General features: G+C 62.4%; 25 protein-coding genes and 1 tRNA gene. 17 read left to right on the top strand and 9 right to left on the bottom strand.

Annotation, left to right across the window (positions count from 1 at the left end; all coding sequences use genetic code 11):
• Positions 1–37 precede the first annotated feature (37 nt).
• Complete coding sequence (locus HHL24_RS25580; protein WP_169488138.1) at positions 38–334, bottom strand: DUF418 domain-containing protein; 297 nt, start codon at positions 332–334, stop codon at positions 38–40.
• Between the two features lie 77 nt (positions 335–411).
• Complete coding sequence (locus HHL24_RS25575; RefSeq protein ID WP_169488137.1) at positions 412–1,332, bottom strand: LysR family transcriptional regulator; 921 nt, start codon at positions 1,330–1,332, stop codon at positions 412–414.
• Between the two features lie 168 nt (positions 1,333–1,500).
• Between HHL24_RS25575 and speB the strand changes: the two genes are divergently transcribed.
• Positions 1,501–2,490 carry an agmatinase gene (speB, locus tag HHL24_RS25570; protein WP_169488136.1) on the top strand — a complete coding sequence of 330 codons (990 nt, stop codon included), beginning with the start codon at positions 1,501–1,503 and terminating at the stop codon, positions 2,488–2,490.
• Between the two features lie 105 nt (positions 2,491–2,595).
• On the opposite strand, the gene cytX is transcribed toward speB, so the two are convergent.
• A complete protein-coding gene (cytX, locus tag HHL24_RS25565) occupies positions 2,596–3,912 on the bottom strand; it encodes a putative hydroxymethylpyrimidine transporter CytX (RefSeq protein WP_169488135.1) in 1,317 nt (438 codons plus the stop codon).
• Between the two features lie 396 nt (positions 3,913–4,308).
• Between cytX and HHL24_RS25560 the strand changes: the two genes are divergently transcribed.
• From HHL24_RS25560 to HHL24_RS25545, 4 genes are all read left to right on the top strand, one after another.
• Positions 4,309–5,622 (top strand): replication-associated recombination protein A, encoded by a 1,314-nt coding sequence (locus tag HHL24_RS25560; RefSeq protein WP_169488134.1) that lies wholly within the window; start codon positions 4,309–4,311, stop codon positions 5,620–5,622.
• 191 nt (positions 5,623–5,813) lie between these two features.
• The gene (gene serS / locus HHL24_RS25555; RefSeq protein ID WP_169488133.1) at positions 5,814–7,109 is read left to right on the top strand and encodes a serine--tRNA ligase; all 1,296 of its coding nucleotides are present in this window, start codon (positions 5,814–5,816) and stop codon (positions 7,107–7,109) included.
• 183 nt (positions 7,110–7,292) lie between these two features.
• Positions 7,293–7,382, top strand: a tRNA-Ser gene (locus HHL24_RS25550).
• 606 nt (positions 7,383–7,988) lie between these two features.
• Entirely contained in the window at positions 7,989–8,207 is a 219-nt protein-coding gene (locus tag HHL24_RS25545; RefSeq protein WP_169488132.1) for a hypothetical protein, read from the top strand.
• Positions 8,208–8,344: 137 nt separating this feature from the next.
• Here the strand turns inward: HHL24_RS25545 and HHL24_RS25540 are convergent, their stop codons facing one another.
• A complete protein-coding gene (locus HHL24_RS25540) occupies positions 8,345–8,695 on the bottom strand; it encodes a hypothetical protein (RefSeq protein WP_169488131.1) in 351 nt (116 codons plus the stop codon).
• Between the two features lie 287 nt (positions 8,696–8,982).
• Between HHL24_RS25540 and HHL24_RS25535 the strand changes: the two genes are divergently transcribed.
• From HHL24_RS25535 to HHL24_RS25520, 4 genes are read left to right on the top strand one after another with little or no spacing between them, the layout of a single operon-like run.
• Positions 8,983–10,287, top strand: a complete 1,305-nt coding sequence (locus HHL24_RS25535) for an NAD(P)/FAD-dependent oxidoreductase (protein ID WP_169488130.1) — start codon at positions 8,983–8,985, stop codon at positions 10,285–10,287.
• The gene (locus tag HHL24_RS25530) at positions 10,272–11,135 is read left to right on the top strand and encodes a DUF1365 domain-containing protein (RefSeq protein WP_230417564.1); all 864 of its coding nucleotides are present in this window, start codon (positions 10,272–10,274) and stop codon (positions 11,133–11,135) included. The genes HHL24_RS25535 and HHL24_RS25530 overlap by 16 nt, the downstream gene beginning before the upstream one ends.
• A gap of 12 nt (positions 11,136–11,147) precedes the next feature.
• Positions 11,148–12,359 carry an SAM-dependent methyltransferase gene (locus HHL24_RS25525; RefSeq protein WP_169488129.1) on the top strand — a complete coding sequence of 404 codons (1,212 nt, stop codon included), beginning with the start codon at positions 11,148–11,150 and terminating at the stop codon, positions 12,357–12,359.
• A 1-nt stretch (position 12,360) separates the two neighbouring features.
• The gene (locus tag HHL24_RS25520) at positions 12,361–12,873 is read left to right on the top strand and encodes a chalcone isomerase family protein (protein ID WP_169488128.1); all 513 of its coding nucleotides are present in this window, start codon (positions 12,361–12,363) and stop codon (positions 12,871–12,873) included.
• Positions 12,874–12,896: 23 nt separating this feature from the next.
• On the opposite strand, the gene HHL24_RS25515 is transcribed toward HHL24_RS25520, so the two are convergent.
• The 3 genes from HHL24_RS25515 to HHL24_RS25505 form a co-directional block, all read right to left on the bottom strand.
• Positions 12,897–13,952, bottom strand: coding sequence for an alpha/beta hydrolase (locus tag HHL24_RS25515; protein WP_169488127.1), 1,056 nt, complete (start codon positions 13,950–13,952; stop codon positions 12,897–12,899).
• A 105-nt stretch (positions 13,953–14,057) separates the two neighbouring features.
• The gene (locus HHL24_RS25510) at positions 14,058–15,362 is read right to left on the bottom strand and encodes an Nramp family divalent metal transporter (protein WP_169488126.1); all 1,305 of its coding nucleotides are present in this window, start codon (positions 15,360–15,362) and stop codon (positions 14,058–14,060) included.
• Positions 15,363–15,483: 121 nt separating this feature from the next.
• Positions 15,484–16,461, bottom strand: coding sequence for a ferritin-like domain-containing protein (locus HHL24_RS25505; RefSeq protein ID WP_169488125.1), 978 nt, complete (start codon positions 16,459–16,461; stop codon positions 15,484–15,486).
• A gap of 390 nt (positions 16,462–16,851) precedes the next feature.
• Here HHL24_RS25505 and map point away from each other — a divergent pair, with 390 nt between their 5' ends.
• From map to HHL24_RS25475, 6 genes are all read left to right on the top strand, one after another.
• Entirely contained in the window at positions 16,852–17,637 is a 786-nt protein-coding gene (gene map / locus HHL24_RS25500; protein ID WP_169488124.1) for a type I methionyl aminopeptidase, read from the top strand.
• A gap of 185 nt (positions 17,638–17,822) precedes the next feature.
• A complete protein-coding gene (locus HHL24_RS25495) occupies positions 17,823–18,356 on the top strand; it encodes a GNAT family N-acetyltransferase (RefSeq protein WP_169488123.1) in 534 nt (177 codons plus the stop codon).
• Between the two features lie 220 nt (positions 18,357–18,576).
• Positions 18,577–19,437 carry a septum site-determining protein MinC gene (minC, locus tag HHL24_RS25490; protein WP_169488122.1) on the top strand — a complete coding sequence of 287 codons (861 nt, stop codon included), beginning with the start codon at positions 18,577–18,579 and terminating at the stop codon, positions 19,435–19,437.
• A gap of 103 nt (positions 19,438–19,540) precedes the next feature.
• Positions 19,541–20,356: a septum site-determining protein MinD gene (gene minD, locus HHL24_RS25485; protein WP_063495093.1), complete on the top strand. Its 816-nt coding sequence runs from the start codon at positions 19,541–19,543 to the stop codon at positions 20,354–20,356.
• 12 nt (positions 20,357–20,368) lie between these two features.
• Positions 20,369–20,632, top strand: a complete 264-nt coding sequence (minE, locus tag HHL24_RS25480; protein WP_028196771.1) for a cell division topological specificity factor MinE — start codon at positions 20,369–20,371, stop codon at positions 20,630–20,632.
• A 326-nt stretch (positions 20,633–20,958) separates the two neighbouring features.
• The gene (locus HHL24_RS25475; protein ID WP_169488121.1) at positions 20,959–21,270 is read left to right on the top strand and encodes a YXWGXW repeat-containing protein; all 312 of its coding nucleotides are present in this window, start codon (positions 20,959–20,961) and stop codon (positions 21,268–21,270) included.
• Between the two features lie 233 nt (positions 21,271–21,503).
• Here the strand turns inward: HHL24_RS25475 and HHL24_RS25470 are convergent, their stop codons facing one another.
• Positions 21,504–22,919, bottom strand: a complete 1,416-nt coding sequence (locus tag HHL24_RS25470) for a chloride channel protein (RefSeq protein WP_169488120.1) — start codon at positions 22,917–22,919, stop codon at positions 21,504–21,506.
• Positions 22,920–23,132: 213 nt separating this feature from the next.
• Here HHL24_RS25470 and waaC point away from each other — a divergent pair, with 213 nt between their 5' ends.
• Both waaC and HHL24_RS44620 read left to right on the top strand, forming a co-directional pair.
• Entirely contained in the window at positions 23,133–24,137 is a 1,005-nt protein-coding gene (gene waaC, locus HHL24_RS25465) for a lipopolysaccharide heptosyltransferase I (RefSeq protein WP_169488119.1), read from the top strand.
• 753 nt (positions 24,138–24,890) lie between these two features.
• Entirely contained in the window at positions 24,891–25,019 is a 129-nt protein-coding gene (locus tag HHL24_RS44620) for a hypothetical protein (protein WP_268966734.1), read from the top strand.
• Positions 25,020–25,173: 154 nt separating this feature from the next.
• Here the strand turns inward: HHL24_RS44620 and HHL24_RS25460 are convergent, their stop codons facing one another.
• On the bottom strand, positions 25,174–25,353 hold the full coding sequence (locus HHL24_RS25460) for a hypothetical protein (RefSeq protein WP_028196775.1): 180 nt from the start codon (positions 25,351–25,353) through the stop codon (positions 25,174–25,176).
• Positions 25,354–25,412: the final 59 nt, after the last annotated feature.

Here is a 25,412-nt window from a genome sequence, read left to right as displayed (position 1 = left end):
GCCCGGATAAAAGCCGCGCCATCGAGCGCGGCTTTTATCATTGCGCGGCCGTTTGTTTCGCCAAAGGTTGGATACGCATATAGGTTGCACAGCGCCATAGCCATTCGACGGGGCCGAAACCAAAGCGCCGCAACCACAGCCGCGAGAACACGATCTGGCTCGCCCTAACTGCCACGCACAGGCATGACAATTCGGCGGCATTCAACGGACCTATCGCAATCAGCGCGGGCAGCAGCACGAGACCAATCACGGTTTGCGTCAGATCGTGCGTGAGTGCGAGCCGGCCATAGGATTGCAGAAGACGGCAAGCCGCTGTGACGGGCCACAGCGACACCGCAGGATATCGATGGCGGCGATGCGCTCCACTGTGTGTCCTGCCAGCCGATTTTCCGCGCACCATCCTCCTGTCTGCTATTGGTCTACCTCAGCGTGGGGGGCGGCGTGCGCGGCCTTCATGTCGTCGATGAACGCTTCGACGATATCGGTGCGATGTTGCCGTGCGCGAGTGACCATGTGGAATGCGACACGGTAGCGCATCAGTGCCGGATTCACGGCGGCCAGCAAACCTTGTTTGACGAACGGCGCCGCGAAATGCCCGGGCAGATAGCCGAGATGCTGGCCCGACAGCACCAGCATCGCGACTGCTTCCATGTTGTCTGCGACGGCGGTCACGTTCTGCGGCGTCGTCGAACTTTCGGCTTCAGGAAGCGGATAGCTGCGCCACGCCCATTCGTGAGCCGCGGCTTCTGCGGGTGACACTTCTCCGGCTATAGCGAACAACGGGTGTCCCTTCGCACAATACGCGAACTGATCTTCGGCAAACACCTCGGTGTATTCGAGCGACGGCACGCGATGCCAGAAATAGCCGATGCCGATCTGAATCCGGCCGTTCAACAACAGTTCTTCGAGTTCGCCCGGCGAGCGCACCAGAATCGAAAATCGCACTGACTGATCGCGCGCCCGAAACCGGCCGATCGCGTCGCTGATGCGCGCGCTCGCCGACACCGGCGTGTGGCCGATCATGCCGATATCGAGCGTGCCGACCAGCTTGCGGCCGACATTGCGCGCCTGCATGCCGAAGGTATCGACGGCAGATAGCAGGGCACGAGCTGCGTCGATGAATTGCTCGCCGCGCGCGGTCAGGCTGAAGCCGCCGCGGCCGCGCTCGCACAGCCGGTAGCCGAGGCGCGTTTCCAGGGTGGCGAGTTGCGTGCTGATGGTCGACTGGCCGACGTTCAGCGTGGCTTGGGCCGGCGAAACGCCGCCGGCGTCGACGATGGCGAGGAAGACGCGGATTGACCGCAGGTCGAGATCAGTGAGTTGGGAGAACATACGTCAGGATACATCGCTACGAATCAATGTGAAGTTTATTCTGTTCGTATTTTAACTTGAGGGAAACTGCTCAAGAATCGAGATTCGCCCGGCAAGGTGCGCTTTTTACTCACTCCTCGGCCGGTTGCACGGTTTTGCTTACTGCCCTCTTTTCATTGCCGAGACACGATGAATACTTCCTCCTTCATTTCCCCCGAGGCCGGTGAACGGCCGCAACCGCTGTCCGGCAACGCAATGCCCCGCTGCGGCGGCATTGCGACGATGATGCGGCTGCCGAACGTCGGCTCGGCCGAAGGGTTCGACGCCTGCTTCGTCGGCGTGCCGTTCGATCTCGGCACCTCGAACCGCACCGGCGCGCGCTTCGGACCGCGCCAGATCCGCAGCGAATCGGTGCTGCTGCGCCCATACAACATGGCGACGCGCGCCGCGCCGTTCGATTCGCTGCGCGTGGCCGATCTCGGCGACGTCGCGATCAATCCGTACAACCTGCACGATTCGATCAAGCGCATCGAAACCGCCTACGACGAAATTCTCCAGCACAACTGCAAGCCAATCACGTTGGGCGGCGACCACACGATTGCGCTGCCGATCCTGCGCGCGATTCATCGCAAGCACGGCAAGGTCGGTCTGATTCACGTGGATGCTCACGCCGACGTCAACGACACGATGATGGGCGAGAAGATCGCGCACGGCACGCCGTTCCGTCGCGCGGTGGAAGAGGGCTTGCTCGACTGCGACCGCGTCGTGCAGATCGGTCTGCGTGGCACGGGGTACGCGGCTGAAGATTTCGACTGGTGCCGCGATCAGGGCTTTGAAGTCGTGCAGGCCGAGGCGTGCTGGAACCAGTCGCTGGGGCCGCTGATGGCGCGCGTGCGTGAACGCATGGGCGACGGTCCGGTGTACATCACGTTCGATATCGACGGTATCGATCCGGCCTTCGCGCCGGGTACGGGCACGCCGGAAATCGCCGGGTTGACGGTGCCGCAGGCGCTGGAAATCATTCGCGGCTCGCATGGGCTGAACATCGTCGGCTGCGATCTGGTTGAAGTGGCGCCGCCGTACGATCCGTTCGGCACGACCGCGTTGCTCGGCGCGAATCTCGCATTCGAATTGCTGTGCGTGTTGCCGGGCGTCGAGTATCGGGCTTCGACGCGTTGAACTGCGGGTTGAACTGCGCGTTTTGCTGATTCAGGTTGATGACGTATGAAGAGAAAAGGCCCGCATTTGCAGGCCTTTTCTGTATTGCGATGATGCTTGGGCGACTCAAGCGTAAGCAGTCTTCCGAGCCGACACCAGCGCCAGATAACACACCGCGCCGATCACCAACGCGGGCAACGTCGCGCCGAGATTCGGCAGCCATTGATTGATCGCCTGATACGACACGATCCCGATCGCCCACGACGCGAACGCGCTCAGATGCCAGCCACCCGAGAAGCCATAACGGCCGCGCACATCACCGAGCACGGCGGCTTCAATGCGACGCTTGCGCACGATGAAGTGATCCACCAGCACCACGCCGAACAGCGGCGCGAACACCGAGCCGATCAACAGCAGGAAGTTCTGATACTTAGCCATCGGCACGAGCAAGGCGATCGCCGTGCACAGCGCGCCGAATGCCGCCGACAACAACGGCACACTGCCGCGCGTCCAGAACGTGCCGGTCGAGACCGCTGCCGAGTGGATATCGGCGAACGCGTTGTCCACTTCGTCGATCAGGATCAGCAACAGGGCGAGGCCGCCGCCCGCTTGAGCCAGCGCGCCGGTCAGCAGCGCGTCGCCACCGCCTGCCGCGAGGCCGTAGATCGCGCCGAGCGCGTAAAACCAGATGTTCGCAATACCATAGCCGAGCAGCGTGCCGCGGAAGGTTTCGCCGGGGCGTCGGCCGAAACGCGTGTAGTCGGCGATCAGCGGCAGCCACGAGAGCGGCATCGCGACCACCAGATCGATTGCGCCGCCGAACGACATCTCGCCGGTGCCCGGACGGCGCATCAGCGCAGCCAGGTCGTGTTTGGCCAGCAGATTCCACGAAAGCCACGCGGCGCCCGCCAGCAGCAGCCAGATACCCCATGTGCGCAGAAAACGCCGCACGAAAGACAGCGGGCCGCTGATGGCCAGCAGCGTTGCGAGCAAGCCGAAGACCACGGTCCAGATCAGCGGCATCGAGAAACCGAAGGCCTGCTTGGCGAGCGCATCGGCGGAATCGCGCATCACGATCACCTCGAACGAGCCCCAGCCGACCAGTTGCACCGCGTTCAGCACCGCCGGCACTGAGGCGCCGCGCACGCCGAGCGTCGGCCGCAGTGACGACATGGCCGCGAGGCCTGTGTCCGTGCCGATCACACCGGCCAGTGCCAGCAATACGACGCCGATCACACTGCCGATCACGATCGCCAGCAACGCATGCGGCAGCGACAGCCCCGGCACCAGTAGTGCGCCCGCTTGCGCGACCAGGAGGCCGATGCCGAGCGAGAACCAGAGCGCGAAAGCGTCGCCGGTGCGGAACGCGCGGCGCGCGTCGGGCACCGGCGTGAGCGGTGCGTAGGTGGAGCCGGCGTCGCCGACGAGTGGATCTTGTGCCATCTAATCTTGTCCCTGTTGGTGTTGCTTGCACGTTCGCGTGCGACGCCGGCGTTGCCGGCCAATCCGCGCGCGATATTAGCCTGTCAGGCTGTCGGCGAGATTACTGGCTAATCGGGCCGCTCATTTGCGTGCGATTTTGCCTGCGACATGGCCCGCTCAGTTATTCACCCCGTTATCCGTTAACTTGCCTGCTGTTTTGCGGTTTTCATCGATGGAATCTTGCGCAAGTGTGGCTAGCCGAATCGCTTCGATCCGCCGCGCGGTCGTCGTCCAGGCGCCGTCACTGTCATAATGCGGGACGTTGCCCGCACTCCTGCGTGCTGGCGTGGCTCACCGGCAGTACGCCGCCTTCACACGGACCGCGTCCGGAAAAGCCGAGATTATCCCCAAAACGTCATGTTTGAAGAACCCCGTGCCAATGTTCCGCTCGCCGAACGCCTGCGGCCCCGCAATATCGACGAAGTGATCGGCCAGAAGCACCTGCTTGGCCCGAACAAGCCGCTGCGGGTCGCCTTCGAATCCGGCGAAGCCCATTCGATGATCCTGTGGGGGCCGCCCGGCGTCGGCAAAACCACGCTCGCGCGGCTCATGGCCGATGCGTTTCATGCCGAGTTCATCGCGCTGTCCGCGGTGCTGTCGGGCGTGAAGGATATTCGCGAAGCTGTTGAGACGGCGCAGATTCATCGCGCGAACGGGCATCAGACGCTTGTGTTCGTCGACGAAGTGCATCGCTTCAACAAGAGCCAGCAGGACGCGTTCTTGCCGCACGTCGAGTCCGGGCTGTTCGTGTTCGTCGGCGCGACGACCGAGAATCCATCGTTCGAGGTGAATAGCGCGTTGCTCTCGCGAGCCGCTGTCTACGTGCTGAAAAGCCTCACCGACGAAGAACAACGCGAACTGCTCGACCGCGCGCAGAAAGAACTCGGCGGTCTGACGTTCACCGACGAAGCCCGCGACGCCCTGATCGGTTCCGCCGATGGCGACGGCCGCAAGCTGCTGAACAATCTGGAAATCGTCGCGCGCGCCGCGGCCCAGCAGAAGAGCACCGAAATCGACGGCGCCTTGCTCGGCAGTGCGCTTGCCGAGAACCTGCGCCGTTTCGACAAAGGCGGCGACGCATTCTACGACCAGATCAGCGCGCTGCATAAATCGGTGCGCGGCAGCAGCCCGGACGGCGCGCTCTACTGGTTCTGCCGCATGCTCGACGGCGGCGCGGACCCCCGTTATCTCGCGCGCCGTATCGTGCGGATGGCGTGGGAAGACATCGGTCTCGCCGACCCGCGCGCGGCCCGCATCGCGCTCGACGCGTCCGAAACCTATGAGCGCCTCGGTACGCCCGAGGGCGAACTGGCGCTGGCGCAGGCGATCATCTATCTGGCGGTCGCGCCGAAGTCGAACGCTGGATATAACGCGTACAACGAGGCCCGGCGGTTCGTGAGCAAGGACCAGTCGCGCGGCGTGCCGGTGCATCTGCGTAATGCGCCGACCAAGCTGATGAAGGAACTCGGCTACGGTCACGAATATCGCTACGCGCACGACGAACCCGATGCCTACGCGGCCGGCGAGACTTATCTGCCGGACAACATGCGTGATCCGCACTGGTACGAGCCGACGCCGCGCGGTCTTGAAGGCAAGATCGGCGACAAGATGGCGCGCCTGGCCCAACTTGATGCGCAGTGGCGCAGCGAGAACAAGCCGAAGAAGGGGTAAGCTTTTGCGGCTCGCCGAGCGCCTCGTTTTGCGCGTCGGTTGGCGCCGTTCTCGCGCCTCGGCCAGTGCCCACCGCGCATCGTTTCTCGCGCCTTGCCGCCATTCCGCACGCCTTGACCATCTAACGCACCGGCCGCCCGCGCCGGTGCGCTAAAATCCCAGCTTCATATAACGAACACCCGCCCCATCCCATGCTCGACATCCAGCTGCTGCGCAAAGACCTCGACGGCGTCGCCAAGCGCCTCGCCGACCGCGGCTATACCCTCGACGTGGCGGCCTTTACCGCCCTCGAAGCGGAACGCCGCGACACCCAGACCCGTACCGAAGAGATGCAGGCGCGCCGCAACACCCTGTCGAAGCAGATCGGCGGGATGAAAGGGCGGGGCGAGGACACCTCGGCGCTGATGGCCGAAGTGGGCGGTATCGGCGACGAGATGAAGGCGTCGGCGGCCAGGCTCGACGATATCCAGAAGCGTTTGTCCGACCTGCTGCTCGGCGTGCCGAACCTTCCGCACGAAAGCGTGCCCGCAGGCAAGGACGAAACCGAGAACGTCGAAGTGCGCCGCTGGGGCACGCCGCGTCAGTTCGATTTCGAGGTGAAGGATCACGTCGACGTTGGTACGCCGCTCGGCCTCGATTTCGAGACCGGCGCGAAACTGTCGGGCGCGCGTTTCACGTTGCTGCGCGGCCAGATTGCGCGGCTGCATCGTGCGCTGGCGCAGTTCATGATTGACACGCACACTCAGCATCACGGCTACACCGAGGTGTACACGCCGTACATCGTGAATCCGGAGATTCTGTACGGAACGGGCCAACTGCCGAAATTCGCCGACGACATGTTCCGCGTCGAGAAGGGCGGTGACGAGAACACGGTCACGCAGTATCTGATTTCGACATCGGAAATCTCGCTGACGAACACGGTGCGCGACAGCATCGTCGAAGCGGACGCGTTGCCGATCAAGCTGACCGCGCATTCGCCGTGCTTCCGCTCGGAAGCGGGCTCGTATGGCCGCGATACGCGCGGTCTTATCCGCCAGCATCAGTTCGACAAGGTCGAGATGGTGCAGATCGTCGCGCCGGAAGCGTCGTATGACGCGCTAGAGCAGATGGTCGGCCACGCTGAGGCGATTCTGCAGAAGCTTGAACTGCCGTACCGCGTGATTACGCTGTGCACGGGCGATATGGGTTTCTCGGCTGCCAAGACGTATGACCTGGAAGTGTGGGTGCCTGCGCAGAATACATATCGTGAGATTTCGAGCTGCTCGAATACGGAGTCGTTCCAGGCTCGCCGGATGCAGGCGCGCTTCCGCAATGCGCAAGGCAAGCCGGAGCTGGTGCATACGCTGAACGGTTCGGGATTGGCGGTTGGCCGCACGCTCGTGGCTGTGCTCGAGAACTTCCAGAACGCGGATGGTTCGGTGACGGTGCCGGCGGCGTTGCGTCCGTACCTCGGTGGGGTGGAACGGCTGGAAGTGCCGGCGGCTTGATTGGTGTCAGGCTGATGCGCGGCTAATGCCGCTACCGCTTGCCAAGCCCCTTCGAAATTTTTTGGTCGAGGGGCTTGGAAATCGGATTCAGCTGTTCTATAATCTTTCTCTCCCAAGCAACGACCCGCTTGGATCTGATTCGCCAGCAACTAAGCAGTTTCGTTGCTGCGAGTCGGAAGACCCGGAAAGGTGGCAGAGTGGTCGAATGCGCTGGACTCGAAATCCAGTGTACCTTTAGGGGTACCGTGAGTTCGAATCTCACCCTTTCCGCCAAATTTAGAAAACAGGCCCTTCGGGGCCTGTTTTCGTTTCTGCCCGCCGAAGAACCCGCCGAACATTAAAGTGTCCTTTGGGCGAGCCATCAATGCTTGCGGTGCATCAAGTCCCGAAGATGATGTTCTTGGAACCAGTGGCTTAGTCTCTCCCGGTTCTCGGATGCGGCCCAGATCCCCGCGCCGCACACAACCACGATGATCCCTATCAAAATCGCCAACGTTAAGTCAGACATGGCGTCCCTCCATAGAAGTCACGGCCATGCTTAGATTTTAGATGGCAGTTTGCGCCATGCCCACCATGGGACTAGTCGCGAATCGGCAGGGGGTTATCAACCCATTTGTGTCCACAGGGCAAGCAAGTTTGTCCGCTGACCAAGCGCTTGCGTCCTTGGGGGCAAGTTCTGTCACTGGGCGCCATCTGCCGGAATGATCCGCGCTGAAGGTAAGCAACTGTTAATGCTTCCAATCATGGGTTCCCACCGTACAGACGGCACAACCCGCCTGGTGCGACGATCTGAAGTGAGCAGGGCAGGAATGCGCTGCCACGCACCGGCGTGAACGAACGCCGTCGCCGGTCCCTCCAACTTTTATCAGGAGGACCATCATGATCCGACTATTCTGTATCTTCGCACTCTCAGCCGGCCTTGCAGGCTGTCTCGTCGCTCCGCCATACGGTTCTGGTTACGGACCTCAGCCTGCACCCGCGTATCAATCTGGCCCAGGCTACTACGGGTATGCGCCTGGATATTACGCGGGGCCGACCGTCGATGTCGGCATCGGCATTGGTGGCTACTTCGGCGGCCACGGCGGACATGGAAGATGAGCGAGCGCGGCGCATGAGGTCACGCGCCTGCCGTTACCGAAATGTTAGCGGCTGCGGCGGGTGTGCGCCTGCCGTAACCATTTCACTTTTTGGTTAGCTGAGCAAACGCCCGGGGCTGGGTAGCACCGCTATCGTATTCAATGCTTTGTATCGTTGGCCGGGTGTAGGCCGCAAACATCAAACTGGTCGATTTGGTTCCTCGCCGGTCGCGCCATCAATTTGCCGGCGAGCATCCCCCGATACAATTCCACATCAATTAGCGCTCGCTGCTCCGACTGACAGGCGATGCCTTCGAGCGCCTCGATCAGCTGTTCATTGTCCTCAACCGACCACCCACCAATCCGAATCGACTGCGCAATCGCCGCCAGCCGTCCGAACTGCTGCACATAGAAATCCCCCGCACTAGCCGCTGCGTCGAGCAGGCGTTCGATGAACTCATCGCGCGTACGGGGTTGGGAGAAAGAAGAAGGGGTATTTGAAGAAAACATAAAACGCTCCCGTTACATGATTGAGCCGCGTCGCGCGGCCATGTGCGGGGTAGGTGTGATTCAGGCTGTCAAACCCGGCCACCCTTGTCTAGGCGGCACCCAAAAGTATAAATCACTGCATCCAACTGGGGATCAACCACCCAGGCAGATCAGCAATTTCCTCACGCCTCAAGTCCGTCACCTTTGCATCCATTTCAGCCCTCGCTGCGTAAATCCCCTCAAGGACGCGCAACCCCCGCCAGACCCAACTAACCGACCGCGCGCCCCCAAGACCAGGAGACGCGCCCATGACCCATCCCGCACCGACCTCTCCACTACCGCGCGGCTCGCGGGTCGCGGTCATCGGCGCCGGTATTTCGGGTTTAGCCAGCGCCTACCTGTTGGCGCGCAACCATCAAGTCACCCTCTTCGAATCGGCCGGCTATGCCGGCGGCCACACCAACACCGTGGACGTCACGCTCGAAGGCCACACGCATCCCGTCGACACGGGCTTCCTCGTTTTCAACGACCGCACCTATCCGAATCTGATCGCGCTGTTCGCCGAATTGGGTGTTGAGTCGCACCCGAGCGACATGACCTTCTCGGTCTCGCTCGACGAAGGCCGCCTCGAATGGGCCGGCACCAGCCTGAACACGGTGTTCGCGCAACGTCGCAACCTGTTCTCGCCGACCTTCCTCGGCATGCTGCGCGACATCGTGCGTTTCAACGGCAGCGCGCAAAGCAATCTGGAGCTCGCGATAGAAACGCGCGCGTCGATGGGCGAGCTGCTGACGGCGGGTGGCTATGGCCGCGCGTTCCAGCGCCATTACCTGCTGCCGATGGCCGCGGCGATCTGGTCGAGCGCGACCGCCGATATCCTGGCCTTCCCGGCCACCACGTTCCTGCGTTTCTGCCTGAACCACGCGCTGCTTCAGGTGAATCGGCGGCCACAGTGGAAGACGGTCGTCGGAGGCGGGCGCGAATATGTGCGCCGCATCGTCGGCACGCTCGATGACGTCCGCATCGGTACTGCGGTTAGAGGCGTACGGCGCGATGCCGACGGCGTCGATGTGTTCACGGACACGGGCACGGAGCGTTTCGACGCGCTGGTGCTCGCCACCCACGCGCCGACCTCGCTGCGGCTGCTGGACAACGACGCCGATCAGGACGAGCGCAGCGTGCTGGGCGCCGTGCGCTACCAGCCCAACGTCGCCGTGCTGCATACGGATACGAATCTGCTGCCGCGCCGTCAGCGCGTGTGGTCGGCGTGGAATTACCTGGGGAGCCACGCGGTCGACGGCACGCATCCGGTGTGCGTCAGCTATCTGGTCAACCAACTCCAGCCGCTGCCGTTCAGGACGCCGCTCGTCGTCACGCTCAATCCGGTGGCGCAACCCGCGCCAGGCACTGAGCTGCGCCGTTTCGTCTACGACCATCCGCTGTTCGATCTGGCCGCCATCGATGCGCAGCACCGTCTGCCGTCGCTGCAAGGCAAGCGCCGCACCTGGTTCGCGGGCGCATGGACGGGCTACGGTTTTCACGAAGACGGTCTGAAATCGGCGCTGCGTGTCGCCGCCGATTTCAACGCGTCGCCGACATGGGCCAAGCTATGAATCCGGCCAGCATCAAAGCCAACGTCGATCCGGCCGGCTGGCTTTTGACGGGGCAGGTGATGCACGAGCGTCTGCGGCCGAAGCATCACCGCTTCACGTATCCGGTGTTTTACGTGCGCTGCGATCTGGATCGTCTGATGTCGCTCGATAGCGGATGGTTCGGCGTCGATCGCTGGCGTCCGCTGAGCTTGTACCAGCGCGATCATGGTCCGCGCGATGGCAGCGATCTCGCCACATGGATGCGCGCGCAACTATCCGCGGCGGGTCTGGAAGAGGCGGACGGCAAGATCTGGCTGCAAGCATTCCCGCGTGTGTTCGGCTACGCGTTCAATCCGGTCAGTTTCTGGTTTTGCCACGACCGCGACGGTCATCTGCGTGCGCTATTGGCCGAAGTGCGCAACACCTTCGGCGATCGCCACAGCTATCTGCTGAGCGCTGCGGGGAACGCACCGATCACCGCTAAAACGGAACTCAAATGCCGCAAAGTGCTGCACGTGTCGCCGTTTTGCCGCGTCGAGGGGCGCTACGAATTTCGCGTCAGAGAGACGCCGAACCGTGCGTCGGTCTCGATCGATTACACGGACGCTGACGGGCTTCTGATTCGAACAGCGCTCGGTGGCCGTTTAAAGCCCTTAACGCGCTCGACAGCACTCGCCGCGCTGATCCGTCAGCCGTTGCTGACCGTCGGCGTCGTCGCAAGAATTCATTGGCAGGCGTTGCGCCTCGCCATCAAAAAAGCGCCGTTCTACGGCAAAAATCCCGCGCCGGGCCGTACCGCTGACGCACCCACCGACCACACCGCTGCCGGCCAACCGTCCGCCGCTGCGCGCCGCATTTCGTCCGATTGAGGAGATTCATCCATGGCGCTTTCAAGAACCCTGAGCGGGCATCGAACCGTCCCCGCGTCGGGCCGTCTGTTTCTATCTCTGCTTGAACGGATTCAGGTTGGGCATCTGGTGCTGATCACGCCCGATGGTCAGCAGCGCGTGTTCGGCGACCCGCACGCGGTGCCGGGTGCGCGTCTGGAGTTGCGCGATTGGCGTGCCTGCGGCGCGATTCTGCGCAAAGGCGATATTGGTTTTGCCGACGCATGGCGCGCCTTCTGGGTCGAGACGCCCGATCTGGCCGCCTTGCTGCGCGTTGCGATCCGCAACGAACGCGCGCTGCAACGCACAGTCTACGGCGGCTGGCTCGCGCAACTCTGGTACGGGCTGCGTCATAAACTGAGGCCCAATACACGCTCGGGCAGCCAGCGCAATATTCACGCGCACTACGATATCGGCAACGCGTTCTACGCGCAGTGGCTGGACTCGACATTCACCTATTCAAGCGCGGTGTTCGACGGCAATTTCTATCAATCGCTTGAAGACGCACAGCATGCGAAGTATCAACGCATCATCGATACGCTGGGTTTGCGCGAAGGCATGCGCATTCTGGAAATTGGCAGCGGATGGGGCGGTTTTGCGATGCATGCGGCACGCCAGGGCATCCACGTGCACGGCGTGACGATCTCTCCCGCGCAGCTCGAATTCGCCCAGAAGCGCGTGAGCGAAGCAGGCTTGAGCGGCATGGTGCATCTTGAACTACGCGACTACCGTGCGCTGACTGGCCAGTACGACGGCATCGTATCAATCGAAATGTTCGAGGCCGTCGGCGAGAAATTCTGGCCGAGGTACTTCCGCACCTTGCGCGAACGCCTACAGCCTGGCGCCCGCGCGCTCGTGCAAACGATCACGATCGACGACTCGCATTTCGCGGCCTATCGGGCGACCAGTGACTTCATCCGCGAATTCATTTTCCCGGGCGGCATGTTGCCGAGTCCGCAGCGTTTCATCGAAGCGGCGCGGCGTGGCAAGCTCGCGGCGCGCACGTCGTTGGCATTTGGGCGCGATTACGCCGAGACACTGCGCCGCTGGCGTAGCGCGTTTGAAGCTCAGCTCGATGCGATCCAGATGCAAGGCTTCGATGAAACTTTCGTGCGCACGTGGCGGCTCTATCTGGCGTACTGCGAAGCCGGGTTCGACGAAGGACGCACGGACGTGATGCAGTTCGTACTGTCCCCGGCGGACTGACATGCGTGCGCTCGCGGCTATCGTACTGATGGTGTGGGTGACCGCCGCCTGCGCCGATTGGCGCGGTGACGTGCAGTCCGCGAAACTCGTGGGCGAGGGCGACTTCAAGGTGTTCGGCTTCAAGCTTTACCGCGCGCAGATGTGGAGCGAACGCGTGCCGGTCGACTATGACGAACGCTTCGCGCTGCACATCACTTACGCTCGCGGCATCAAGCGCGAGCGGTTCGTCGACGCGGGCATGAGCGAGATCAAGCGTCTTGCGAGCGCGCCGATTCCGGCGGATACGTTGGCACGCTGGCGCGCGGATATGATGCAGGCGCTCGTCGACGTCGGCCCCGGGGACCAGCTAAGTGCGGTCTATTTGCCGGATAAGGGCGTGCGTTTTTATGCTGGCGACCGCATGACCGGCGAGTTCGACGATCCGGCATTCGCCCGCGCATTTTTCGGCATCTGGCTCGACCCGTCGACGCGCGCGCCGACTTTGCGCAAGCAGTTGCTCGGCACGACGCCGTAGGGTGGGCAGCGCGTCCTCTGCGTTCAATCGTTGTGTCCGACGGTGCTCTTCGTGTGGCAATCGGGACCCACATTCACCGCTGATGCTGACGAAGCAGCCGCGCATGGCACGGCTTGCGCTTTTGCACGCCGCCGCATCTGATAGACGTTACCCGGTGTGCCGGAAGATGCGGCCAACGATTGCGCATCATCATCGCGCTGCGCCTCACGATTCGCTTGTGCGTCAATAAACGCGCTCATATCGTCGAGTACCGGCGCAAAGCCGCGCAACGGCCCCGCGATGGCGCCGACCAGCAGCGCGTGCCCGATCCTTGGGTAGTGCTTCACCTCGACGGTATCGCCGGCGGCGTGCAGCCTGGCCGCGAACCGGTCGGTATTGCCCGGATCGACCGTCGTATCCTGCTTGCCCGCCGCGAGGAACATCGGCGGTTCGTCGCCGCCGACGAAGTTGATCGGCTGGCTCGCCGCGCGCAATGCCGGCGGGAAAATCTCTTCGAGCGTCGCATCCTTCAGCGGCAGAAAGTCATACGGACCGGCAAGGCCGATCACGCCGCTCAAATCATGCTTGCTCATCTGCTGCGCCGCGAGATAGCGGCCGTCGGTGGCCAGCAGCGTCACGATATGCGCGCCGGCTGAATGACCCATCAGAAAGATTCGTGACGGGTCGCCGCCGAACTCGGCCGCGTGATCGCGGGTCCATCGCACGGCCACGGCGGCGTCGTCGACAAAGCCCGGGAAGGCGGTTTCCGGCCACGTCCGATAGTCGGGCACCACGGCGATAAAGCCGCGCGAGGCTAGCGCAGCTCCGACAAACAGATAGTTGTCCCGCGAGCCGCTCTGCCAACTGCCGCCGTAGAAGAACACGACGATGGGACGGCCATGCGAAGCGCTTGTCGGTGTACGGCTTGCTGTCGGCATGTAGACGTCGAGTTTCTGGCGCGGCGCGCTGCCGTACGCCCGGGCGTCCTCGACCTGGAAGTTCTTGCGCGATACGGCGGCATTGAGCACGCTGGCGGCGCTACAGCCGCCCAGGGCGGCGAGCGCCAGCGCTGCGGTCAGGGTGAACAGGTGTCGAGGCATGAGAGTCGGGTCCGTCGAAGATCGTTCGAGAATAAGCGTTCGAGCAATGTACGCGCCAACCCGATAACCGGATGCAGACGGCTGCCTTGCGAGGGTGAGGCGCGATTACATCGAAAAGCCGGCGATCTGGACCAGCAGAACGATATTGAGGGCTAGCACGACGACTGTACCGGCCACCGCCGCAATCGTCGTCGTGCGACGATTCCTGTAGCGGCCCATCAAATCCCCACGCGACGTGAACCACACCAGCGCGATCATCGGCACCGGCAGCGCGATGCTTAGCACCACCTGGCTCAGCACTAGCGCGCGTGTTGCATCCACTCCGCAGGCCACCACGACGAAGGCCGGCACCATGGTAATCAGCCGCCGCGCCCAAACGGGGATGTGAAAGCCGACGAAGCCCTGCATGATCATCTGCCCGGCCATTGTGCCGACGACCGAGCTCGATACACCGGACGCGATCAATGCCGCAAGAAAGAGACCCGCCGCAGCGCCACCCAGCAGCGGCGTCAGCGTGCGCCATGCCGTTTCGATGCTCGCGATCTCAGCGTGGCCGGCATGAAACGCGCTCGACGCCATGATCACCATCGCCATGTTGATGAGCCCGGCGACGCCGAGCGCAGCCACCACCTCGATATTCGAAAAGCGCAGCAGCTTGGCACGTTCACCTTCATTGCGCGGCTTCACGCGATTCTGCGTGAGTCCCGAATGGAGGAACAGCACATGCGGCATGACCGTTGCGCCGATAATGCCGACGGAAATCGTCAATGCATTGCTATCGGGCATGCTCGGCGTGAACGTATGCTTGACGACCGACGGCCAATGCACCGGCGCAATCAGCAACTCGCCGAGATACGACAGCCCGATCACACCGACGAGCGCCGCGATCGCCAGTTCGAGTGGGCGGAAGCCGCGCTTCTCGAACTGCAGCAAGCCGTAGGTGACGGCGGCCGTGATCAGCATGCTTGGCATCATCGGTAGATGCGTGAGCAACGAAACGCCGATCGCGCCGCCGACGAATTCCGCGAGATCCGTCGCCATCGCCGCGGTTTCGCTGATGCCCCACATCGCGAGCACGCAACGGCGCGGCAGTGCCGAGCGGCATAATTCGGCGAGATTGCTGCCGGTCACGAGTCCAAGTTTGGCGGACAAAGCCTGAAATAACATGGCCACGATGTTCGCCAAGGCCACGACCCACAGCAACGTATAGCCGTAGCCGGCGCCCGCCTGGATATTGGTGGCGAAGTTGCCCGGGTCCATATACGCGATCGAGGCCACCACCGCTGGTCCGACGAACGGCAGCATCGCCCGCAAGCCGCGGCGCCGTCCCGCCAGCGTCTCACGGATGTCGAAACAGGTCTGCTCGGTGAGGGTTTGCGGCACGGTGGCCTGACTCATCGCTTCGTTCATAACTGCTCCTGTCCGTCTTCAAGCGTTCAAGGCAATGCGGATGAAGGCTGGCCAACGGGTGAGCGCGATCGTCATCGCGGCGACCCGTTGCCGGTGCAAATGGCACAGCAGGTTGCGTGCTTCAGGCGCTCATGTTGAGCGTACCGTTCACGCCGTTCGGGAAGAAGCCACCCTTGGTCGCCATCGAACTCGTCAGATACACGATGTTGAGGACGTTGCCGTAGCCGCGGCTGAAGGCGAGCCCGTTGCTGTCGAGCGGCACGATGTTCGATGAGCCCGGCGTCGCGCCGGTGATGCCCTGATCGTCGTGGCCGTTGTTGTCGAGGCTGTCGCGTGCGGCGGAGATCGCGTTGGCGGCGGTGTAGATACTCGCCGTGTCGACGCCTTTGGCAAACAGCACCGTGCGTACGAGACCTGCGTGATACGCCTCGGCCGCGAGAATGCCGGCAGCTGCTTCGAGGAAGGTCTTGTTGCTGATGAGCGGAGAGGCGCCCTTGTAGGCCGTCACACCCACATCTTCGAAGATGAACGCGCCGAGCAGGAAGTTGTTGTCGTTCGCATACGGATTGAACGCCACACCCGCGCCGACGAGTCCCGCTGCGCGCGCCGCATTCGAGAACGCACCGTTCGGATTGGTGCCGCCGATGTCTATCGAGGGCATCGCGACCGCCGCCGAGCCCAACGCACTGCGCAGGAAGTTGACGTGCTCACGCTCGTCGTTGGCGATCTCGTTCGCATAGGCCTGAACCACCGGATCCTGGAACGGCACTTGCTGCCCTGGGATGACCGTGCCCATTGTGCCCACACCGGCCGTCACGCTAGCCGCGAGGCCCGAACCCGTCGTCGCATACGTGTAAAACTGCGATTCGAGGTACTCCAGATTCAGCGCGAAGTTCAGTATTTCCGCATCGGTCGGCGCGCTCTGCGCTGACGCGATCGATCCGGAACCGCCACCGCATGCACTGATCAGTGTGCCGCCGACCAAACCTAAACTTAGGCCGCCGGCGTTGCGAAAAAACTGTCTGCGTTGCAGGCGCCGTTCAACCCGGCGATCAAATACATCGATAAGTTCTGCTGATTTAGTGGTGGATTCCGACATGGCTATGCTCCTCAGATGGTTCGCTGCCAATGCCGCGGATTCGCAACGTCTACGCGCTGAAAACTGCTACGACGCGATGCAACGGCGCAAATCGCGGACGCAAAAGAGGGCCCGGTTCTTCTGAGAAGAACCAAACGATGCGGGGAGAAGAAGCGAGTCCTCAACCACCTTTACGGAACGAATGCGCTGCCAGATGCAAACCTCGCAAAAGATTTATGTGGGCGCTCGCAGCATGAGGCAGACTGACTCTTTTTTGCCGCTTCGTGAAAGCCGGTCGGCGTGATGCGGAAAAGCATCCGGCGAGCAGGCTCGACCCGGCTCGCGGAGGCCGTCCGGCGATCCTCTGTACAATTGGCCGATCGTCAACATCGACCCACCTCGACCGAATTCATGGCCATTACCTACAAGACTCCCGACGACATCGCCAAGCTGCGCATTTCCGGCCGCCTCGCGGCCGACGTCCTGGCGATGATCGGCGAGCACGTCAAGGCCGGTGTCTCCACCGACGAGCTCGACGCGCTGTGCAACGATTACATTGTCAATACGCAAAAGACGATTCCGGCAAATGTCGGTTATTTGGGATTTCCGAAGACTGTCTGCACATCCGTCAATCAGGTGGTGTGCCACGGCATTCCCAACCGCAGCGAAATCCTGAAAGATGGCGACATCATCAATATCGACGTCGCGATTATCAAAGATGGCTATTTCGGCGACACCAGCCGGATGTATTGCGTCGGCCAGCCGAGCACGGTGGCGCGCCAGCTAATCGACACGACCTACGAAGCGATGCTTGCCGGCATCCGTGAGGTCAAGCCTGGCGCTACGCTGGGCGACGTCGGCTACGCGATCCAGAAGGTCGCGCAGCGCGACGGCTTCTCGATCGTGCGCGACTACTGCGGCCACGGCATCGGCCGTGTCTACCACGAAGACCCGCAAGTGTTGCACTACGGTCAGCCGGGGCAGGGCGTGCGTCTGAAACCGGGTATGGTCTTCACGATCGAACCGATGATCAACGCGGGCCGCGCCGGCACCGCTGTGCAGCGTGACGGCTGGACGGTCGTCACCAAAGACCGTTCGCTGTCGGCGCAATGGGAGCACATGATCGCCGTGACCGAAGAAGGCTACGAGCTGCTGACGCCGTGGCCGGACGGCACCGGAGATTACGAAGCGCCTTGAACGCAGCGGCCAGCGCGCCTGACGAACCGGCTATCAAGGCGGTGCGGGCGCGAATTGCTGCGCAGTTGGCGCGCGGCGCCCGCACCAGGGGCCGCCGCTGTGGTCCGATCCAGTAAATAAGGATTTGACTCGCGCGCCGGTTCGGTTAAAGCTATGCCTTAGGGTTTCAAGGGGTTTTCGTCTGCATGAGTCCGTCATTGACCGTTCGCCGTATCGCCGCTGATCAGGGCGCCGTTTTTCGCGAACTCCGTACTGCGTCGCTGCGGGAGGCGCCCTATGCCTTCGGCGAAACGCTAGAGGACGCGTTGTCGGCGGATGCCGCCACGTTCAACGCCACCGCCGCCGAACACGCTGTTTCGTTTATTGCCACCACTTTCATCCTCTATACCGAGGGCCATCCGGCAGGGCTGATCGAAGCCTATTTCGACGACACCGCGGCGCCCCGCGCGTTCGTCTGCGAGTTGTGGGTGGCGCCGGCCGTGCGTCATCTGCGAGGTGGCGAGTTGCTGGTCGATACCGCCAGCGCCTGGCTCGCCGGCGAAGGCGCCATGGAAATCTACGCGTGGGTTGCCGACGCCAACCGCAATGCGATGCGCTTTTACGAGGCGCTCGGCTTCGGTCCGACCGGCGAGCATCGGCGTGTCGTGCGCGCGCCCGAGCAGGCCGAAAGCCTGCTAGTGCGCCACGTGCCGACCACGTCGCAGGTATTTCAGCAGTGATCCCGCGAGCGGCGCGTCAGTCTGCCGCTCAAATCCCATCCGCGTCGCTACAGCGTTCATGGCCGAGTTCGTGGTCGAATAACCGGCCTAAGCGCGGCCTGAACGGCCGAGGCGTGGCTACGTCACGGGTATTCAGGCCGCAGGGGCGCGTTCTCCCGGCAAAAAAACTCGCTCCCCGCCTGGACGCCTGTAAAATACGCAAAATTTTTTGCCGAACGCTATGTCGCCCAAGAAATCGCCCTTTTTCGAACTCCGCAGCGGCTCTGTCGACACGCTCCTGTTTGTGGTCAAGACAACCGATCTCGACGCAATGCGTGCCGAACTGACCCGGCGCTTCGAGGCGACCCCCGAATTTTTCGCTAACGACGTCGTCGCGATCGACGTGCGCCGTCTCGCCGAGAATGAACGCGTGCCGCTTGCCGACATCGCGCAACTGCTCGACAGCGTGCGCATGCGTCCGGTCGGCGTTGTCGCCAACGCGCAGCAGGCGTGGGCGGCCGAATCCGCGCTGCCGTTGCTCGAAGCGCGCGACCGCCGCGGCGGCGCCGCGAAGTCCGCTGACGAAGAGGGCGCCAGTGCCTCTTCGTCAGCACCGGTGCCGACCGCTGCGACGGCCACGTCGGCCGATCTGTTCACAGCCGCAGCCGTCACCCCCGCTGGCGCGCCGCCGGAAAACGGCACACCGGCCACTGCAGCCGCGGTTGAGCCGGCGCCTGCCGCCGAGCCAGTACGTCTCGCCACCTCATCGCAAACCATGGTGGTCGACAAGCCGCTGCGCTCGGGCCAGCGCATCTACGCAAAGGGCGATCTGGTCGTGCTGGGTCTGGTGAGCTACGGCGCGGAAGTGATCGCGGAAGGCAACATCCATATTTATGCGCCGCTGCGCGGCCGGGCGTTGGCCGGCGTGCAGGGCAATCACGACGCGCGCATTTTCTGCACGTGTCTCGAACCGGAACTGATCTCGATCGCGGGCATCTACCGTACGACTGAGACGCCGCTGCCTGCCGACGTGCTCGGCAAGCCGGTGCAGATCTGGCTCGAAGAAGAAAAACTGATGATCGAACCGCTGCGGCTCACGTAATCGACGTGACGCGCGCGCTGCCCTGAACGATCTCGGCACGCGGCGTTCCACGGCAAATATGGCCGCACATAATTGACGAATTTGACGAACACAGGTAAGGGTAATGGCAAAAATCATTGTGGTGACTTCGGGCAAGGGTGGCGTGGGCAAGACGACCACGAGCGCGAGTTTTGCATCGGCCCTCGCATTGCGTGGCAGCAAAACCGCCGTGATCGACTTCGACGTCGGCCTGCGTAACCTCGACCTCATCATGGGCTGTGAGCGCCGTGTGGTGTACGACCTGATCAACGTGATCCAGGGCGAAGCCAACCTCAACCAGGCGCTGATCAAGGACAAGAAGTGCGAGAACCTGTTCATCCTGCCGGCCTCGCAAACACGTGACAAAGACGCGTTGACCATGGAAGGCGTCGAGAAGGTCATCAACGACCTGATCGCGATGGACTTCGAATTCATCGTTTGCGATTCGCCGGCGGGTATCGAATCGGGCGCACTGCTGGCCATGCACTTCGCCGACGAAGCGCTGATCGTGACCAATCCGGAAGTCTCCTCGGTACGCGACTCGGACCGTATCCTTGGCATTCTGTCGTCGAAGACCAAGCGCGCGATCGAAAGCAAGGAACCGATCAAGGAACACCTGCTGATCACCCGCTACAACCCGAAGCGCGTGAGCGAAGGCGAAATGCTGTCGCTCACCGACATCCAGGAAATCCTGCGCATCGATCTGATCGGCGTGATCCCGGAATCGGAAGCGGTGCTGCATGCGTCGAACCAGGGCCTGCCGGCCGTGCACCTCGACGGTACCGATGTCGCAGAAGCCTATAAAGATGTCGTGTCGCGTTTCCTCGGCGAGCAGAAGTCGCTTCGCTTTACCGATTACCAGAAGCCAGGGCTGCTGCAGCGCCTCTTCGGCACCAAGTAAAGGGAGCGCGTAATGTCGATTCTTTCGTTTTTGCTGGGCGAGAAGAAGAAGTCCGCGTCGGTAGCGAAGGAACGCTTGCAGTTGATCATCGCGCACGAGCGCGCCGGCGGCCATGCGCCCGCCGATTACCTGCCTGCGTTGCAACGCGAACTGGTGGCCGTGATTTCAAAGTACGTGAAAATCTCCAACGACGATATTCGCGTGAGCCTCGAGCGCCAGGACGACCTCGAAGTGCTCGAGGTCAAGATCGAAATACCGCAGGCCGGTTCCGCATAACGTGCTGCGCGTTCTGCTTCGTTTCGTCGATGTGACGTGACGAGGTGGAGCGCGTGGGCGCTGTCCTCTCGCTGTTCTTTCTGCTGTTCAATTTGACGCGCGGATGCGGGTTCTACGCGCTGTCTGTCCCCTCGTTCTCTCCTTTTCTGCTAAAACGCGCCGCTTCGCCGTGTACGGCCACGCATGTCCGCACGTTGCTACGCCGCGCAGCGAAATAATCCGTTGCACTTCAGCGTGTGCCGTTACACGCGCGCAGTCAGCGCTTTGGTCCCCTCGCGCATTAAACGGATAACGCCGTATTCGGTGTCCAACTACAGAGGGAAAACATGAACAAGACCTTTCGCTTGCTGATCGCCAACGCTGTTCTGATCGCTGCCGGTGCATCCGCTGTGGCATCCGCTTCCGCCGAGGAAGTCGTCTTGATCGCGCCGTCCGCACCGCCGGCCGTGCGTTACGAAGCCGTGCCGGCGCCGCGCGTCGGCTACGTGTGGGATCACGGTCATTGGCGTTGGGACCACGGCCGCTATGTGTGGGTCACGGGTCATTGGCAGGCCGAGCGTGTCGGCTACCACTGGGTGCCGGGCCACTGGGTCGAACACGGCCCGAACTATCGCTGGGTCGAAGGCCACTGGGCGTAAGTCCGCGGGCTCCAGCGGTGTGCGGCACGGCGTGGTTGATCCCGCTCGTGCCACTCCCTTCAGTTTGACGACACAGAAGCCGCGCACGCGCTCGGCGTAGTGCTCCCCTGTGTTTCAGAGGAATACATGATGAAAAAGAATCTGCTTCTGATCGCCGTACTGGCGGTCATGCTGGCCGGCTGCGTGGTGGTGCCGGCGCGGCCGTTGGTGATGCGCGTGCCGGCAGTCGTCGTTTACTGACGCGGGGCGCTGTCTTCAGCGCGGGCGTCGCCGTTGATTTCATCGATGACCGTTGCTTCGGGCGCTTCGACTTCGGGGACTTCCGGCACCGGAGCGGGTGCCGGCTGCGGCAGCGGCGCCATATAGCGCTCTGCCAGCGACTCATACAACGGCGGCGCGAAGAAACGCGCCACGCGGCTCGCAATCAACGCGGTGGCCATCAGCGAAATCACCAGTGCATGACCGTCGATCATCTCCATCACGATCACGAACGACGTAATCGGCGACTGCGTGACGGCCGCCAGATAGCCCACCATGGCGAGGGCGATCAGCATCGGCAATTGCATCGAGCCGAACACCATGTGCAGCAGATTGCCGAAGCCCGCACCGATCGACAGCGACGGCGCGAAGATGCCGCCCGGAATACCCGGCAGATACGAGCCGACCATCGAGATCATCTTCAGAAACGGATAGAACACGGACAGGTGCTCGTGTCCGTCGAGCAGTCCGCGCGCTTCCGCATAGCCGCTGCCGAAGGTCGTGCCACCGGAGATGAGGCCGACCACCGCGATCACGAAACCGCACAGCGCGGCGAACACGACCGGCCGCTCGCCGTGCAACTGACGCAGCGGCGCTGGAATCCAGCGCGCGGTGTTCAGCAGCAGCCAGCCGAACACGCCGCCTGCAATACCGGTGACGACTGCCGTGAGCACGACGGCCACCGCCAGCAGATCGGGGAAATGCGCGCCGATCTGGATGGTGCCGAAATAGGTGTAGTTGCCGTTCAGCCCGAGCGCGATTACACCGGCGATGATGATCGCCGTAATCAGCACGCCGCTCGCGCGGGCCTCGAAGCTGCGCGTGAGCTCCTCGATCGCGAACACGATCCCTGCCAGCGGCGTATTGAATGCCGCGGATAAGCCCGCTGCCGCGCCCGCGAGCACCAGCTGCCGTTCGATTTGCGCGTTCGAGCGCGGATACAGCCGCCGCAGATTGAACATCAGTGCCGCGCCGACCTGCACGGTCGGTCCTTCGCGGCCGATCGTGAAGCCGCCGAGAATCGCCAGAAACGACACCGCGATCTTGCCGAACAGAATCCTGAACGACAGCAACCGTGCGCCGTATTCACCGGGCCTGGAATGCAGGGTGGCGATGACTTGCGGAATGCCGCTGCCTTCGGCGCCGCGGAAGAACTTGCGCGTGAGCCAGACAGCGAGCGCCGCGACAGCGGGCGTGACGATCAACGGCGCCCACACGTGGTGTTGCTGCATCGTGCGGAATTCGCCGTAGCCCCAGTCGATCAGCCGTGCATACAGCACCGCCACCAGGCCGACCGCGATCGCGCCGAGCCAGAAGACGCCATATTGCCGCCACAGGCGTCTGGCGCGACGCACGATGCTGGAAGAGAGCGGAAGGAATGCCCGGGACATGAGGGATGTGCTGGCGCAAAGGGTGAATTATAAAACGTGCCGCATCGATAAAACGGTATGAAAGTATTTAGAAATATAGTAAAAGGCTTATTTGTAAGGCGTGCAATGTAACGCGCCGTATTAATGGCTGGATGGCGCTCGGCCGTGTTCAGCAAAGATTATTCCAATCGTCGGCTAAAATGGTTTGACGTTCGAACAACTAATAGGTCCTCAATGAAGCGAGTCCTTATCGTCAAGGTCACTTCACTCGGCGATATCGTGCAGGCGTTGCCAGTCGTCGCCGACGTCAAACGCGCGTTTCCCGGCGTTGAAGTGGACTGGGCGGCCGACGAAGCCTTCGCCGAAGTGGTGCATTGGAGCGAGAGCGTGGACCGCGTGCTGTGCGCACCGCTGCGCCGCTTCAAGAAGGCGCGCCGCTGGGGCGATTTCAAGGCGATCGCGGCGTCGATCGCCGAATTGCGCGCCTACCGCTACGACTTCATTATCGACATTCACGGTGTGTACAAGAGCGCGATCATCGCGTTCCTGGCGCGTTCGTCGAAACGTATTGGCTATCAGTCCCAGGATCTGGGCGAGCGGGGCGCCGCATTTGCCTACACCGGGCGTTTCGGCCCACGTCCGCAGTGCAATGCATGGCATGGCATGCGCATCAGCGCGGGTGAGGCGCTGGGCTATGAGGTCGAAGGGCCGGCCGTCTACAACCTGCGCCTGCCCGACCCGGCCGCCGCACCGTTCGAGGCTAACAGCGCGCCGGTCGCGGCGCTATTTCACGCCACTTCCAAAGACGACAAGAAGTGGCCGCTGCCCCATTGGGTTGCGGTCGGTCGCGAGTTGGCGCAGCGCGGTTTTCGTGTGGTATTGCCGTGGGGCTCGGAAGGCGAGCGAGCCGAGGCGGAGCAAATCGCGTCACAGTTGCCGGGCTCGGCCGTCCTGCCGAAGCTGAGCGTGACCGAAATCGCGCAGATGATCGACGCGTGCGCGCTGGTGGTCGGCACCGATACCGGTTTCGTTCATCTGGCGCATGCATTGCAGAAGCGCACGGTCATGATTTTTGTGGCGACCTCGCCGTCGCATTGCGGCATCGAAGCGCCGTTCCGCTCGATTTCGATCGGTGACGGCCATTCAGTGCCGTCGATTGCTGAGGCGCTGGAGGCGATCGATTACGTGCATAGCGAGCCGGGCGTCGTCGTCATGCGGCACGGATCGGCTGCCGCCTAAGCGCAGCGCCTTGGCCGCGCTTTCGCGCAATCGTTTGGCTAAAAGAAAAGAGGCGCGACGTACAGTCGCCCAATCAAACGAGCGCTGCCACGGAACGCCTCGAAAAACGCCCGCGTCGGGGAACTACGGGCGGAGAGGAATCGCTGCAATGAACAAACTGGGTCATTCGCCGACTCATTCACGGAGTCATTCGCCAGTCACGCACTGAGCGGCCACAATGATCGACTCAGTTCTAAAGAGACCGCCGGCCGGCGGTCGAGTTCAATGTGCATTCATCGACACATGCCGTGCGCGTGCCGGCAAGATTCGTATGCCGTTCACCGGCGCCCCGCAGCCTGCCGCTCATGACCGTTCTCTGCGTTCGGATAAGCGTCACGCATTACACACTTGTTAAATCTGTCGCTTTTCGTTGAGTGCCTAATTGGCTACACGTGTGTTCCAACGCGAGACCGTCGGCTCAACCATCGCGCATAGAAGCGCGTATCCAACACCCATCGTCAGCGCCTCGATCCACACACCCGCCATGGGCACGGTTTGCACGAAAACGCGCGTGTTCGAAGCAGTATAGGTGGTGTTTTCGTCTGATGTGAACCTGTCGTTGCCACGCTTCGGCGCGACTGGTTTCGGGGTTCAAACATGTAACACCCCAGTGATCTTCCCTTACAAATGGCAACGTTCGCGCGAGGCAGGGTCGTGTTCAATCGAGTCATTCGGGGTTTCGGCTCGAATGAATCTGACTGGAAGGAGAACAATATGAAACGCTTGATCCTGACCCTGATCGCAGGCACGCTGCTCGCAACGGCGCTCGGAGGCTGCATCGTTGCACCGGCGCCTGGCTATTACTACGGCGGCGGTTACTACCATCACGGTGGCTACTACTAACGGTAACGGCTTGTGGCGCGCGTTCGGCTAGACGCAGCGCCAAATCCTGACGGCTGCCGCTTGCCTGCATAGGCACGGGCAGCCGTCAATCGCTTGTTTGGATACGAGTGGGCGAACGCTGCCGCGCCTGACCGGCGTCGCAGCGTTCGCCCACTCAGGCGAGCAGCATTTCAAAAGCGATCACCGCGGTGATCGCAGCCGCGTTCGCGGCCAGCGCTTCCACGACGATGCCTTTCCACGTCGCAGGACGAAAGCGCAAAGCCAGCAGCAGCGAACACAGCAACGCCAGCGCGATGATCATCACGATGTCCGCATTGTGAAGATGGATATTCATCAGAGCCTCCCTGCTTGCCTTAGGGTTATTGGATTCGAGTATAGGCAAGTCAAAAAGAC

The organism is Paraburkholderia polaris, from assembly GCF_012927345.1.
GTDB lineage: Bacteria > Pseudomonadota > Gammaproteobacteria > Burkholderiales > Burkholderiaceae > Paraburkholderia > Paraburkholderia polaris.
The sequence above is the reverse complement of the archived record's forward strand: the minus strand, read 5'-3'. Positions and strand labels throughout refer to the sequence as shown.